At 69.4% G+C, this 13,185-nt stretch carries 12 protein-coding genes; 10 read left to right on the top strand and 2 right to left on the bottom strand.

Annotated features, from left to right (window positions below; genetic code table 11):
- The first annotated feature begins 179 nt into the window (after positions 1-179).
- The 3 genes from chvE (at position 180) to mmsB (ending at position 4,110) form a co-directional block, all read left to right on the top strand.
- Positions 180-1,253, top strand: coding sequence for a multiple monosaccharide ABC transporter substrate-binding protein (gene chvE / locus LOK46_RS03310; RefSeq protein WP_273562469.1), 1,074 nt, complete (start codon positions 180-182; stop codon positions 1,251-1,253).
- Between the two features lie 101 nt (positions 1,254-1,354).
- Positions 1,355-2,890: a multiple monosaccharide ABC transporter ATP-binding protein gene (gene mmsA, locus LOK46_RS03305; protein WP_273562468.1), complete on the top strand. Its 1,536-nt coding sequence runs from the start codon at positions 1,355-1,357 to the stop codon at positions 2,888-2,890.
- 92 nt (positions 2,891-2,982) lie between these two features.
- The gene (gene mmsB, locus LOK46_RS03300) at positions 2,983-4,110 is read left to right on the top strand and encodes a multiple monosaccharide ABC transporter permease (RefSeq protein WP_273564526.1); all 1,128 of its coding nucleotides are present in this window, start codon (positions 2,983-2,985) and stop codon (positions 4,108-4,110) included.
- Positions 4,111-4,320: 210 nt separating this feature from the next.
- Here mmsB and LOK46_RS03295 read toward each other — a convergent pair whose 3' ends face one another.
- Positions 4,321-5,292: a polyprenyl synthetase family protein gene (locus LOK46_RS03295; protein ID WP_273562467.1), complete on the bottom strand. Its 972-nt coding sequence runs from the start codon at positions 5,290-5,292 to the stop codon at positions 4,321-4,323.
- Positions 5,293-5,327: 35 nt separating this feature from the next.
- On the opposite strand from LOK46_RS03295, the gene mtgA reads away from it, so the two are divergent.
- Together mtgA and LOK46_RS03285 are read left to right on the top strand one after the other, a co-directional pair.
- Positions 5,328-6,098, top strand: coding sequence for a monofunctional biosynthetic peptidoglycan transglycosylase (gene mtgA, locus LOK46_RS03290; RefSeq protein WP_443192890.1), 771 nt, complete (start codon positions 5,328-5,330; stop codon positions 6,096-6,098).
- Between the two features lie 62 nt (positions 6,099-6,160).
- Positions 6,161-6,805 carry a hypothetical protein gene (locus LOK46_RS03285; RefSeq protein WP_273562465.1) on the top strand — a complete coding sequence of 215 codons (645 nt, stop codon included), beginning with the start codon at positions 6,161-6,163 and terminating at the stop codon, positions 6,803-6,805.
- Positions 6,806-6,850: 45 nt separating this feature from the next.
- Here the strand turns inward: LOK46_RS03285 and LOK46_RS03280 are convergent, their stop codons facing one another.
- Positions 6,851-8,089: an argininosuccinate synthase gene (locus LOK46_RS03280; RefSeq protein ID WP_273562464.1), complete on the bottom strand. Its 1,239-nt coding sequence runs from the start codon at positions 8,087-8,089 to the stop codon at positions 6,851-6,853.
- A 212-nt stretch (positions 8,090-8,301) separates the two neighbouring features.
- Between LOK46_RS03280 and LOK46_RS03275 the strand changes: the two genes are divergently transcribed.
- The 5 genes from LOK46_RS03275 (at position 8,302) to LOK46_RS03255 (ending at position 13,146) form a co-directional block, all read left to right on the top strand.
- Entirely contained in the window at positions 8,302-8,928 is a 627-nt protein-coding gene (locus LOK46_RS03275; protein ID WP_020093497.1) for a 2-hydroxychromene-2-carboxylate isomerase, read from the top strand.
- Between the two features lie 118 nt (positions 8,929-9,046).
- Positions 9,047-9,745, top strand: a complete 699-nt coding sequence (locus LOK46_RS03270) for a DsbA family protein (RefSeq protein ID WP_273562463.1) — start codon at positions 9,047-9,049, stop codon at positions 9,743-9,745.
- Positions 9,746-9,961: 216 nt separating this feature from the next.
- Positions 9,962-10,534 carry a F0F1 ATP synthase subunit delta gene (locus tag LOK46_RS03265; protein WP_273562462.1) on the top strand — a complete coding sequence of 191 codons (573 nt, stop codon included), beginning with the start codon at positions 9,962-9,964 and terminating at the stop codon, positions 10,532-10,534.
- 54 nt (positions 10,535-10,588) lie between these two features.
- Positions 10,589-12,121 carry a F0F1 ATP synthase subunit alpha gene (atpA, locus tag LOK46_RS03260; RefSeq protein ID WP_273562461.1) on the top strand — a complete coding sequence of 511 codons (1,533 nt, stop codon included), beginning with the start codon at positions 10,589-10,591 and terminating at the stop codon, positions 12,119-12,121.
- 134 nt (positions 12,122-12,255) lie between these two features.
- A complete protein-coding gene (locus tag LOK46_RS03255) occupies positions 12,256-13,146 on the top strand; it encodes a F0F1 ATP synthase subunit gamma (protein WP_103985306.1) in 891 nt (296 codons plus the stop codon).
- The last annotated feature ends 39 nt before the right edge of the window (positions 13,147-13,185 follow it).

Here is a 13,185-nt window from a genome sequence, read left to right as displayed (position 1 = left end):
CAAGTTTGTCGGATCGGTTCCCGCAGGAATCGACGGGCGGGCAGTGGATGGGGATCGGCCACAGATTCGGCCAGTCGAGGATCAGTTCTCAAATATAAAAACAATCATACGACAATCACAGACGCACGGACTCGCTCCAATTTAAGTCGAAGTCTGGCTGTGAATGGATAGGGGGGATTATGTTCGCCAAGCAGACGGTTCTCACATACATCCTGGGTCTGTCGCTCTTCGGCGCGTCCGCCACGACATCGGCGCAGGCGGCCGGTGGGGATCCGATCGGGGTCGCCATGCCGACCAAGTCGTCGCAGCGCTGGATCGACGACGGCAACAACATCGTCAGGCTTCTCAAGGCCAAGGGCTACAAGCCGGACCTGCAATACGCGGACGACGACATCCCGACCCAGCTCGCCCAGATCGAGAACATGCTCACCACCGGCGTGAAGATCCTGGTGATCGCCTCCATCGACGGCACGACCCTCAGCGATGTTCTCTCGAAGGCGAGCGAGCGCGGCGTCAGGGTCATCGCCTACGACCGGCTCATTCGGGGGACGCCGAACGTCGATTACTACGCCACCTTCGACAACTACAAGGTCGGTGTTCAGCAGGCGACATCCATCGTCGACGCCCTCGGCCTGAAGGACGGCAAGGGCCCCTTCAACATCGAGCTGTTCGGCGGTTCGCCCGACGACAATAACGCATACTTTTTCTACGACGGCGCCCTGTCGGTGCTGAAGCCCTACATCGACGCGAGGAAGCTCGTGGTGCGCTCGGGCCAGTTCGGCATGGACAAGGTCTCCACCCTGCGCTGGGACGCCGCGACCGCCCAGGCCCGGATGGATAACCTGCTCTCGGCCTATTACGGCAACGCCCACCTCGACGCCGTGCTCTCGCCGTACGACGGCATCTCGACGGCAATCCTCTCGTCGGTGAAGAGCGTGGGCTACGGCTCGGGCGGCGTGCGGCTGCCGGTGATCAGCGGCCAGGACGCCGAGCTGCAATCCGTCAAGTCGATCATCGCCGGAGAGCAGACGGCGACCGTCTTCAAGGACACCCGGGAGCTGGCCAAGGTGACGGTGGCGATGATCGACGCCATCGAGGCCGGCCGGCAGCCCGAGGTCAACGATGTGAAGACCTACGACAACGGCAAGAAGATCGTCCCCTCTTACCTGCTCACGCCGGTGATCGTCACCAAGGCCAACTGGAAGCCTGCCCTGGTCGACACTGGATACTACACGCTCGACCAGCTCAAGTGATCGAAGCCGGGACGGAGCCCGGCGGCTCCACCCGATCCCGTCCCCGCGCCGCGACGGCTATCGCGCGGGCCGAACGTGCAGTCCGAGCTGGTAGGCGCCGCATGAAGCCGGTTCTCGAAATGCGGGAAATCTCCAAGACCTTCCCCGGCGTGAAGGCCCTCGCCGACGTGAATCTCACCGTCGAGCCCGCCGAGATCCTCGCCCTGGTCGGCGAGAACGGCGCGGGGAAATCGACGCTGATGAAGGTGCTGAGCGGCGTTTATCCGCACGGGTCCTACACGGGCGACATCACCTACGAAGGGCGGCCGGGCCACTTCCGGGACATCACGGACAGCGAGCGCCTCGGCATCGTGATCATTCACCAGGAGCTCGCCCTGGTGCCATACCTGTCGATCGCCGAGAACATCTTCCTCGGCAACGAGCCGGCCCGGTTCGGGATCATCGACCGGGACCGTGTCCACGCCCGCGCCCGCGCGCTGATGGCGACGGTGGGGCTCGACGAGAACCCCGACACCCTCGTCACGCATCTCGGCGTCGGCCAGCAGCAGCTCGTGGAGATCGCCAAGGCGCTCTCCAAGGAGGTCAAGCTGCTGATCCTCGACGAGCCGACCGCGTCGTTGAGCGAGACGGACAGCGAGGCCCTGCTGCAGCTGCTGCTGCGCTTCAAGGCGCAGGGCATCGCGTCGATCCTGATCTCCCACAAGCTCAACGAGATCGCCAGGGTGGCCGACCGGATCACGGTCCTGCGCGACGGCACCACCGTCGAGACCCTCGACTGCCGCGGCGGCGCGATTGACGAGGACCGCATCATCCGCGCGATGGTCGGCCGCACGCTCGAGAACCGCTACCCGGTCCGCGCGCCGCGGATCGGCGCCGTGCTGATGGAGGTGCGGGACTGGACGGTCCATCACCCCATCCACGCCGACCGGGCGATGGTGCGCGACGTCGGCCTCAGCCTGCGCCGGGGCGAGATCGTCGGGATCGCGGGCCTGATGGGCTCTGGCCGGACCGAGCTCGCCATGAGCCTCTTCGGCCGGTCCTACGGCCAGGACATCCGGGGCACCGTCCGGATCGACGGTGTCGAGGTCGACGTCTCGACGATCGACCGGGCGATCGCGGCCGGCCTCGCCTACGTCACCGAGGACCGCAAGCAGCTCGGGCTCGTGCTCGGCGAGGACCTCGCCCGGAACACGACCCTGGCGAACCTGCCCGGAATCTCCACCGCCGCGGTGATCGACGAGGCGGCCGAGCACCGAGTCGCGACCGGCTACCGCACCAAGATGCGCATCCGCTCCTCCGGGGTGACGCAGCAGACCGTGAACCTGTCGGGCGGCAATCAGCAGAAGGTCGTGCTGAGCAAGTGGCTGTTCACCCGGCCCAGGGTGCTGATCCTCGACGAGCCGACCCGCGGCATCGATGTCGGCGCGAAGTACGAGATCTACAGCATCATCAACGAACTGGCCGAGGACGGCCGCGGCGTCCTCATGATCTCCTCGGAGATGCCGGAACTGCTCGGCCTCTGCGACCGCATCTACGTGATGAACGAGGGGCGCTTCGTGGCCGAGTTCGACCGCGCCGAGGCCAGCCAGGAAGCGATCATGCGCGCGATCATGCGCTCCAGGGGCCTGAACGGATGACCGACGTCACAGCGAGCAAGTCCATGAGCCCCGATCGCGACATCGTCCCGGCCGCCGCGAGCGCGGTTGGGGCCCGGCGCGGCCGCCTGCCGATGGCGCAGCTGCGCGCCTACGGGCTCGTCGTCGCGCTGGCGGTGATCACATTGTTCTTCGAGGTCGCGACGGGCGGCGTCCTGTTCCAGCCACTGAACCTGACCAACCTGATCCTCCAGAACAGCTACGTCGTCGTGATGGCGCTCGGGATGCTGCTGGTCATCGTGGCCGGTCATATCGACCTGTCGATCGGCTCGGTGGTCGGTTTCGTGGGGGCGCTCGCCGCCCTGCTGATGGTCCGCTTCCACGTCGACCCGTTCTCGGCCGCTCTCCTGTGCCTCGCGGTGGGAGCGGTCATCGGCGGTCTGCAGGGCTACTTCGTGGCCTACCTCGCCATACCGAGCTTCATCGTCACCCTGGCCGGCATGATGGTGTTCCGCGGCCTGACGCAGGTGCTGCTCCAGGGCGCCTCCATCGGACCCTTCCCGGAGGTGTTCCAGCTCCTCGCCAAGGGCTTCCTCGTCAACGGCGCCGGACCCTGGACCGCCGTCCTGATCGCCGTCGCGCTGGTCGCGACGCTGACCGGGCTGAGCTGGCGACGGCGGCAGGCGCGGCTGCGGAACGGCAGTGCGGCCGAATCTCCGGCGGCGTTCATCGGCCGCAACGGCGTGACCGCCATCCTGATCCTGGCCTTCGCCTGGCAGATGAGCGCCTACCGGGGGCTGCCCAACGTCCTGCTCGTGCTGCTGGTGCTGGTGACGCTCTACGACTTCGTGACAACGCGGACGACGATCGGGCGCCGGATCTACGCGCTGGGCGGGAACATCAAGGCCGCGCGCCTCTCGGGCATCAAGACCGAGCGGCTGACCTTCCTGACCTTCGCCAACATGGGCGCGCTGGCGGGCCTCGCCGGCATGATCTTCGTCGCCCGGCTCAACACCGCGAACTCCAAGGCCGGCGTCGGGATGGAGCTCGACGTGATCGCCGCTTGCTTCATCGGCGGCGCCTCGGCGGCCGGCGGCATCGGCAAGGTCTCGGGCGTCGTGATCGGCGCCTTCATCATCGGCATCATGAACAACGGCATGTCGATCCTGGGGATCGGCGTCGACTGGCAGCAGGTGATCAAGGGCGTCGTCCTGCTCGCCGCCGTTTGCCTCGACGTCCACAACAAGAACAACCGGCTCTGACGGGCGCCGCGCGCTCCGTGGCCCCGCGTCCGGTTCGGATCGCCTCGTTCGGGACGGCGCGGGTCCGCCTCGCGGAGCGTGTCGATCCGGTGGCGCCGCGATCGCCCGTGGCGCGCCGACCGCTTTCGGGTCGCGGCGCGCGCGCTGGTCGGGCCGCCGGGGCCGGCCCGGCCGCCCGAGGCGGCAGGCGGGTTTCCCCGCCCGGCGCGATCAGGTCTTGCGGGCGACCGTGAAGCGAGCGGCGTCGCGCAGGACGCGGGCGCCCTCCCCCCAGGACGACACCGCGTCCTCGCAGACGCCGACGAGGCGGTCGCACTCGGCGCGGGCGCCGTCGATGCCGAGACGGTCGACGAGCGTCGCCTTGCCGGCATCCTTGTCCTTGCCGGTGGCCTTGCCCATGGCCTCGGGCGAGGCCTCCCGGTCGAGGATGTCGTCGGCGATCTGGAAGGCCTGCCCCAGGGCGAGGCCGTAGCGCAGGAGCGCGGCCTGCTGGTCCTTGTCGGCACCGCCGACGATCGCGCCGGCCTCCACCGAGAAGGCCAGGATCGCCCCGGTCTTCATCGCCTGCATCCGAAGGGTGTCGTCCACGTCCATGTTGGCCGCGCCGAACCGGCCCTCGGCGGTGAGGTCGAGGAGCTGGCCGCCGACCATGCCGCCCAGGCCCGAGGCGCGGGCGAGGCCGAGCACGAGATCGGCGCGGATGCACGCGTCCGGCTGCCAGGTCGGGTCGGCGACGATCTCGAAGGCCAGCGTCTGCAGCGCGTCGCCGACCAGGATGGCGGTGGCCTCGTCGTAGGCCTTGTGGACCGTGGGCTTGCCGCGGCGCATGTCGTCGTCGTCCATCGCCGGCAGGTCGTCGTGGACGAGGCTGTAGCAGTGGACCAGCTCGACGCCGGCGCCGGCCGCCAGCGCGGCGGCCTCGGAGCCGCCGAGCATCCGGGCGGTCTCGATGGCCAGGAACGGCCGGAGGCGCTTGCCGCCGCCGAGCACGGCGTGGCGCATCGCCTCCATCAGGCGCGGCGGCCGGGCGATCTCGCCGGGGCCGACCGCGGGGCCGAGGCGCTCGACCAGGAAGGTCTCGACCGTGCCGGCGACCTCCGTCAACCTGTGGGTAAAATCGGCGGCCGGCGTGACTGCCTTGACCGAACCGGTCGGTGCCTGCGTTGAGGGGGTCGGGGTCATCGGGCTTACGTCCGGTCCTGGCCTTGCGGAAATCTATCGGGTGTCAGTTGGGCGGGGACGGACTCACGGTGGATGGGGCTCGACGCAGGCGGGAGACGGCAGGTCGCGACCTTCCGCTCGCGCGCCCGCGCCGTTCCGGCCGCGTCCGCCGGGTCGTGGGAGCGCTGCTGCTGCTCCCCGCCGTCGGGTTCGTCCTCGCGCTGACGTTGGCGCTCGTCTATAGCGCGGTGATGCCGCCGTCGACCCTGATGCTGGGACGGTGGTTGACGCTTCAGCCGGTGAGCCGCGATCCGGTCCCGCTCTCCGCCATCGCGCCGGCCCTGCCCCAGGCCGTGATCGCCTCGGAGGATCAGCGCTTCTGCCTGGATCACGGCGTCGATTTCGGCGCGATCCGCGACGTGGTCGAGGACGAGGATTCCCCGAGTCGCGGCGCCTCCACGATCGCCATGCAGACGGTCAAGAACGTCTTCCTGTGGCCCGGCCGCTCCTACGTCCGCAAGGCGATCGAGATCCCGCTGGCGCTGGCGCTCGACACGCTCTGGGGCAAGCGCCGCATGATGGAGATCTACCTCAACGTCGCCGAGTGGGGCGACGGGATCTACGGCGCGCAGGCCGCGAGCCGGCACTGGTTCGGCAAGGACGCGAGCCGGCTAACCCGCAACGAGGCCGCCCTCCTCGCCGCCGTCCTGCCGAACCCGATCACCCGCAGCGCCGGCCGGCCCTCGCCCGGCGTGCGCCGCCGGGCCGCGCGGATCCAGGCCATGATGGGGCAGATCGACGGGCTGACGGGCTGCCTGCGGCGGTAGCAGGGGGCGGTTCGCCTCTGTAAGACGGGCCTTCCAAGCGTGAGACCCGGGACCGACCCACGATGAGCGATGCCGTTTACGACCTGAGCCTGGAGCGCATCGCCCTGATCCGCCGGATGGTCGTCGCCTGGGGCGGCACCGCGCCGGGCGCGCCGACCGTCCACCCCACGGCGCCGTACGGCAGCCTGGATCGCGACGGCGACATCGCCAACGTCACCGGCGACGATGAGGGCGCCGAGGAGGAGCACCGGGCGCTGGAGGACGGCCTCGCGATCTTCGTCCAGAACGCGCAGCTGAAGCCGGGACGGTACCAGTACCACAACGGTCTGGCGAAGCTCGACCCGGACGCGGTCGGCGACGTCTTCCGGGACGCGGCGACCGGCGAGACGCCGGACGTCATCACCTTCGCGGTGACACCCGAGCACCTCGCGCTGATCCCGCGCCTCGCGATCGGTTGGAACGCCGAGCAGGGCGTGCCGCGCGTCGACCCGGAGCGGCCCTACGGCGGGGACGGCGCCTACACCGTGGCGATGAAGCGTCTTCTCGCCGCCGTGCCGGGCGCGGCCGCGAACGACGACGAGGACGCGGAGACGCGCCTCGTGCGTCTCCACCGCGAGCTGCAGCCCGCCCTGCAGATCTTCCTCCGCTACGCCGATCTCGGGCCCGGCGATTTCCGGCGGGGCGCCGAGCGCTGGCTTCCCGCCTGACGGGTGCGGCCGGTCGCTGCCGCGCGGCGGCGACCGGAAGCGGGCTCAGCCCTCGCGCTTCTTGCGCTGGGCCAGCGTGCGCAGCCGCAGGGCGTTGAGCTTGATGAAGCCCGCCGCGTCGCGGTGATCGTAGGCGACGGCGCCCTCCTCGAAGGTCACCAGATCCTGGTCGTAGAGCGAGTGCGGGCTCTCGCGGCCGATCACGTGGACGCCGCCCTTGTAGAGCTTCAGCCGCACCGTGCCGGTCACCTTCTCCTGGCTCTTGTCGATCAGGGCCTGGATCATCTCGCGCTCCGGCGAGAACCAGAAGCCGTTGTAGATCAGCTCGGCGTATTGCGGCATGAGCTGGTCCTTGAGGTGGGCGGCGCCCCGGTCCAGCGTGATCGACTCGATGGCCCGGTGCGCCGGCAGCAGGATCGTGCCGCCGGGCGTCTCGTACATGCCGCGGCTCTTCATGCCGACGAAGCGGTTCTCCACCAGGTCGAGCCGGCCGATGCCGTTGGCGCGGCCGAGCTCGTTGAGCTTGGCCAGCAGGCTCGCGGGCGACAGAGCCTCGCCGTCGATCGAGACCGCGTCGCCGCGCTCGAATCCGATCGTGATGATCGTCGGCTGGTCGGGCGCCTCCTCGGGGGACAGCGTGCGCGAGTAGACGTAGTCCGGCACCTCGACGGCCGGATCCTCCAGCACCTTTCCCTCCGAGGAGGCGTGCAGGAGGTTGGCGTCCACCGAGAACGGGCTCTCGCCGCGCTTGTCCTTGGCGATCGGGATCTGGTGCTGCTCGGCGAAGGCGATGAGCTGCTCGCGCGAGCGCAGGTCCCACTCGCGCCAGGGCGCGATCACCGTGACGTCGGGCTTGAGCGCGTAGTAGCCGAGCTCGAACCGGACCTGGTCGTTCCCCTTGCCGGTGGCGCCGTGGCAGACCGCGTCGGCGCCGACGCGTTCGGCGATCTCGATCTGCTTCTTGGCGATCAGCGGCCGGGCGATCGATGTGCCGAGCAGGTAGACGCCCTCGTAGACGGCGTTCGCCCGGAACATCGGGAAGACGTAGTCGCGGACGAATTCCTCGCGCAGGTCCTCGATGTAGATGTTCTCGGGCTTGATGCCGAGCAGCTCCGCCTTGCGGCGGGCGGGCTCCAGCTCCTCGCCCTGCCCGAGATCGGCCGTGAAGGTCACGACCTCGCAGCCGTAGGTGGTCTGCAGCCACTTCAGGATGATCGATGTGTCGAGGCCGCCGGAATAGGCCAGCACGACCTTCTTCACAGGGCTCTTCGCGGGGACGGACATGCGGCTTCCGGAACTGGGCGAGGGATCTGGCTCGGCGTCTGCGGCTTATCGCGGGTGTCACCGGCCTGCAACCGGCGCGCCGTCTCGCGCGTAGCCCAGATGCCGGAGGATCGGCCGCGTTTCGCCTCACGGCGGCCTTGCGGCTGTGTCAGAAACGGCGCGGGCGTTGCAAGCCGTCATCGCCGCGAGAGTGCATCGGAGAAGCGAAGTCTATGGCGCGCCAGCCAATTCTGGAGTTCTGGTACGAATTCGCCTCCACCTACTCCTACCTCGCGGCCATGCGCGTCGAGGCCGCCGCCGCCGAGGCGGACGTGGCGATCCGGTGGCGCCCCTTCCTGGTCGGGCCGCTCTTCGCCGCGCAGGGCTGGACCACCTCGCCGTTCAACCTCTACGCGGCCAAGGGCAAGAACATGTGGCGCGACGTCGAGCGCGAGGCCGCGCGCCTCGGCCTGCCGCCGGTGACGCGCCCGGCCCAGTTTCCGCAGAACAGTCTCAGCGCGGTGCGGGTCGCGATCCTCGGCCAGGACCAGCCGTGGCTGGTGCCGTTCTCGAAGGCGGTGTTCACCGCGAGCTTCGCCGAGGGCCGCTCGATCGCGGAGCCGGCGGCCGTGGCGGAGATCCTCGATTCGCTCGGGCTCGACGGCACGCAGACCGTGCGGGCCGCCGCCGCCGAGGCCAACAAGACGAAGCTGCGGGTCAGCGTCGAGGAGGCGCGCTCCCGCGGAATCTACGGGGCGCCGACCTTCCTGGCCGACGACGGCGAGCTGTTCTGGGGCAACGACCGGCTGGAGCAGGCCCTGGCCTGGGCGACCGGCGACCGGCCGAAGGGGCTGCGCTAGCCCTGCGGTAGGGCCACGTTCACGCCGCGCGGCCATCAAACCGACTCGACACCCTGGTTCTGGTCCGGCTCCGCTTCGGCGCGGCCGGAGCGGGACAGCGATGCCCCGGACGAGTCCCATGCCTGTTTCGAAGCCCGTTTCGCGCCGCCTCCTCCTCGCCGCAGCCGCCAGCCTCGGTGCCGGCCTGACCGCCGCCTCCGCGCAATCCTACGGCCAGCGGGTCGCTGTCACGGGCGACGACGGGCGCGCGGTGGCGAACTCGATCCTTCCGGGCGAGATCACCGGCCAGATCCCGGGCCTGCGCGGCGTGACCTATGTCGGGCCGCGGGACGCCGGCACCACGCTCTACGAGTTCTTCGATTTCAACTGCCCGTACTGCCGGAAGGCCGCCGCCGACGTGGTCGCGCTGCACGACAGCGACCCGGAGCTGCGGATCGGTCTTGTCCACAACCCGATCCTGTCGCCGCAATCCGCCCAGGCCGCCAAGGTGATGCTGGCGGTGCAGCGCAAGCTCGGCTCCGAGGCCGCGTGGCGCTTCTACCAGACGCTGCTGGGCAAGCCCGGCCGCATCGACGGACCCGGGGCGCTCACGGCAGCGGCCGCGCTGGGCATCCCGCAGGCGGAGGTGGAGGAGATCGCCGACAGCGAGGAGGTGCGCGCGGCGCTCAAGAGCCAGATGCGGATGGCCGCGGATCTCGGCCTCTACGCGACGCCGTCCTACGTGCTCGGCAACAGCGGGATCCTCGGTCATCCCGGCGCCGGCGCCATGGCCAAGATGATCGCGAGCGTCCGGCGCTGCGACCGGCTCGCCTGCTGAAGCGGGACCCGCGTCACACTTCCGCCGTCCTGACGCGCAGCGACGCGCGCCTGCCGTGTTGCGCGCGGCCATGCTGGCATGCTAGGCGGTCGCCGCGCCGCGAGGACAGTTCTCGACCTGTCCGCTGCCGGCGCGATCCCACGTCCCGAACGGTCACGCACCGCGCTCCAGCCGGAGCGCGCGGAGCGGGCGGGCAACCAGAGAAGAGAGCGACGGGTGGCGCAGAACGGTTCCGAGGCTGGTCCCCTGGTCGCAGGCGTGGCGGGCCGGTACGCTTCCGCCCTGTTCGAGCTCGCGCGCGACGAGCGCCAGGTCGACGCGGTCGCCGAGTCCCTCAATCAATTCGACACGCTGCTGAAGGAGAGCGCGGATCTCCGCCGCCTCGTCCGCAGCCCGGTCTTCAGCGCCGAGGAGCAGGCGGCCGCCATCGGCGCCGTGCTCGACAAGGCGGGCATCGGCGGCCTCGCCGGCAACTTCATCCGCCTCGCGGCCTCGAACCGCCGGCTCTTCGCGCTGCCCGACATGATCGACGCGTTCCGGACCCTGGTCCAGGACTCGAAGGGCATCGTGCGCGCCCAGGTCCGTGTGGCCGAGAAGCCCTCCGACGCGGTGATCGAGGAGATCAAGGCGTCGCTGCGCGACATCGCCAAGGCCGATGTCGCCGTCGACCTCGTGGTCGACCCCAGCCTGATCGGCGGCCTCGTCGTGAAGATGGGCTCGCGCATGGTCGACGCCTCCCTCAAGACCAAGCTCAACGGTATCCGCCTCGCGATGCGGGCCGCGCGGTAAGCGCCCCCATCCGACCCGAACACGCATAGACGCATCAGCGACAGAGGCCCGAGTATGGACATCCGCGCCGCCGAGATCTCCGCGATCCTGAAAGAGCAGATCAAGAACTTCGGCGAGGAGGCCGAGGTCTCCGAGGTCGGACAGGTCCTGTCCGTCGGCGACGGCATCGCCCGCGCCTACGGCCTCGACAACGTCCAGGCCGGCGAGATGGTCGAGTTCGAGTCGGGCGTGCGCGGCATGGCCCTGAACCTCGAGCAGGACAACGTCGGCATCGTGATCTTCGGCTCCGACCGCGAGATCAAGGAAGGCCAGACCGTCAAGCGGACCGGCGCCATCGTGGACGTGCCGGTCGGCAAGGGCCTGCTCGGCCGCGTCGTCGACGCCCTCGGCAACCCGATCGACGGCAAGGGCCCGATCCAGTCGACCGAGCGTCGCCGCGTCGACGTGAAGGCCCCGGGCATCATCCCGCGCAAGTCGGTGCACGAGCCGATGGCGACGGGCCTCAAGGCGATCGACGCCCTGATCCCGGTCGGCCGCGGCCAGCGCGAGCTGATCATCGGCGACCGCCAGACCGGCAAGACCGCCATCGCCCTCGACACCATCCTGAACCAGAAGCCGGGCCACGCCGCCGGCGGTGACGAGAAGGCCAAGCTCTACTGCATCTACGTCGCCATCGGCCAGAAGCGCTCGACGGTGGCCCAGTTCGTGAAGGTCCTGGAGGACCAGGGCGCGCTGGAATACTCCATCGTCATCGCCGCCACGGCGTCCGACGCGGCCCCGATGCAGTTCATCGCGCCGTTCGCCGGCTGCGCCATGGGCGAGTACTTCCGCGACAACGGCATGCACGCCGTGATCGTGTACGACGATCTCTCCAAGCAGGCGGTGGCCTACCGCCAGATGTCGCTGCTGCTGCGCCGCCCGCCGGGCCGCGAGGCGTATCCGGGCGACGTGTTCTACCTCCACAGCCGCCTGCTCGAGCGCGCCGCCAAGATGGGCGACGCCGCCGGCAACGGCTCGCTGACCGCGCTCCCGGTGATCGAGACCCAGGCCAACGACGTCTCGGCCTACATCCCGACCAACGTGATCTCGATCACCGACGGTCAGATCTTCCTCGAGACCGACCTGTTCTACCAGGGCATCCGCCCGGCGGTGAACGTCGGCCTCTCGGTGTCGCGGGTGGGCTCCTCGGCCCAGACCAAGGCGATGAAGAAGGTCGCCGGCAAGATCAAGGGCGAGCTCGCGCAGTACCGTGAGATGGCCGCCTTCGCGCAGTTCGGCTCGGATCTCGACGCCTCCACCCAGGCGCTCCTGAACCGCGGCTCGCGGCTCACCGAGCTCCTGAAGCAGCCGCAGTTCTCGCCGCTGAAGATGGAAGAGCAGGTCGCGGTGATCTACGCCGGCGTGAACGGCTACCTGGACAAGATGCCGGTCAGCAAGGTCCGTCCCTTCGAGGACGCGCTGCTCAGCACCCTGCGCACCAAGCACAAGGACCTGCTCGACTCGATCGCCGCCTCCAAGGACCTGTCGGACGAGAACGCCGGCAAGCTGAAGAGCGTCGTCGAGAGCGTCGCCAAGTCGATCGGCTGATGTGAGGCCCCTCCCCCCGGGGAGGGATCTTGGATGGTGCGGGGGGATCCCGGTCCCCGCCGCACTGCCCGAACTTCCGGCTCCTTCCCGCCGAGGGAAGGAGAGGCCCATAGAACGGACCTGGACCTCACCCGATGGCGAGTTTGAAGGACCTGCGCAACCGCATCACCTCGGTGAAGGCGACGCAGAAGATCACCAAGGCCATGCAGATGGTCGCCGCCGCCAAGCTGCGCCGGGCGCAGATGGCCGCCGAGGCGGGCCGTCCCTACGCCGAGAAGATGTCGGCTGTGCTCGGCAACCTCGCGGGCAACCTCGTCGGCGGCGTCGGCGCGCCGCGGCTCCTGTCCGGGACCGGCTCCGAGCAGACGCACCTTCTCGTGGTCTGCACGGGCGACCGCGGCCTCGCCGGCGCGTTCAACTCGTCGATCGTCCGCCTCGCGGTGCGGGAGCACGCCCAGAAGCTCGCCGCCGAGGGCAAGACCGTCAAGATCATGACGGTCGGCAAGAAGGGCCTCGACGCGCTTCGGCGGCAGTACCGCGACCAGATCGTCGAGAGCATGGATATCCGCGGCAACCGCCCGGTGGATTACGAGTTCGCGGCCTCGATCGCCGACAAGATCCTGACCCGCTTCGAGAACGGCGAGTTCGACGTCGCGACCCTGTTCTACTCCGAGTTCCGCTCGGTCATCTCGCAGATCCCGACCGCGCAGCGCCTGATCCCCGCGGAGCTGCCGGCGGTCGATACGACCGCGAAGGCGGCGGCCGGCAACGCCGCCCTGGAATTCGAGCCCTCCGAGGAGGCGATCCTCGAGACGCTGCTGCCGAAGAACCTGACGGTGCAGATCTACCGGGCGCTCCTGGAGAACGCCGCCTCCGAGCAGGGCGCGCGCATGAGCGCCATGGACTCGGCGACCCGCAACGCGGGCGAGATGATCAAGAAGCAGACGCTGATCTACAACCGGACGCGTCAGGCCATGATCACCAAGGAACTCATCGAGATCATCTCGGGTGCGGAAGCCCTCTGAGGCACCGCGACCCGACCGCACAGCTTGAAGGGTAGGTTT

Origin of the sequence: Methylobacterium sp. NMS14P, assembly GCF_028583545.1 — a bacterium.
Lineage (GTDB): Bacteria > Pseudomonadota > Alphaproteobacteria > Rhizobiales > Beijerinckiaceae > Methylobacterium.
Note: the sequence above shows the minus strand (reverse complement) of the source record. Positions and strands in the feature narration are given on the sequence as shown.

Coding starts and splice junctions, on each gene's coding strand:
- chvE (WP_273562469.1), top strand. CDS start 180: ATGTTCGCCAAGCAGACGGTTCTCACATACATCCTGGGTCTGTCGCTC.
- mmsA (WP_273562468.1), top strand. CDS start 1,355: ATGAAGCCGGTTCTCGAAATGCGGGAAATCTCCAAGACCTTCCCCGGC.
- mmsB (WP_273564526.1), top strand. CDS start 2,983: ATGGCGCAGCTGCGCGCCTACGGGCTCGTCGTCGCGCTGGCGGTGATC.
- LOK46_RS03295 (WP_273562467.1), bottom strand. CDS start 5,292: ATGACCCCGACCCCCTCAACGCAGGCACCGACCGGTTCGGTCAAGGCA.
- LOK46_RS03285 (WP_273562465.1), top strand. CDS start 6,161: ATGAGCGATGCCGTTTACGACCTGAGCCTGGAGCGCATCGCCCTGATC.
- LOK46_RS03280 (WP_273562464.1), bottom strand. CDS start 8,089: ATGTCCGTCCCCGCGAAGAGCCCTGTGAAGAAGGTCGTGCTGGCCTAT.
- LOK46_RS03275 (WP_020093497.1), top strand. CDS start 8,302: ATGGCGCGCCAGCCAATTCTGGAGTTCTGGTACGAATTCGCCTCCACC.
- LOK46_RS03270 (WP_273562463.1), top strand. CDS start 9,047: ATGCCTGTTTCGAAGCCCGTTTCGCGCCGCCTCCTCCTCGCCGCAGCC.
- atpA (WP_273562461.1), top strand. CDS start 10,589: ATGGACATCCGCGCCGCCGAGATCTCCGCGATCCTGAAAGAGCAGATC.
- LOK46_RS03255 (WP_103985306.1), top strand. CDS start 12,256: ATGGCGAGTTTGAAGGACCTGCGCAACCGCATCACCTCGGTGAAGGCG.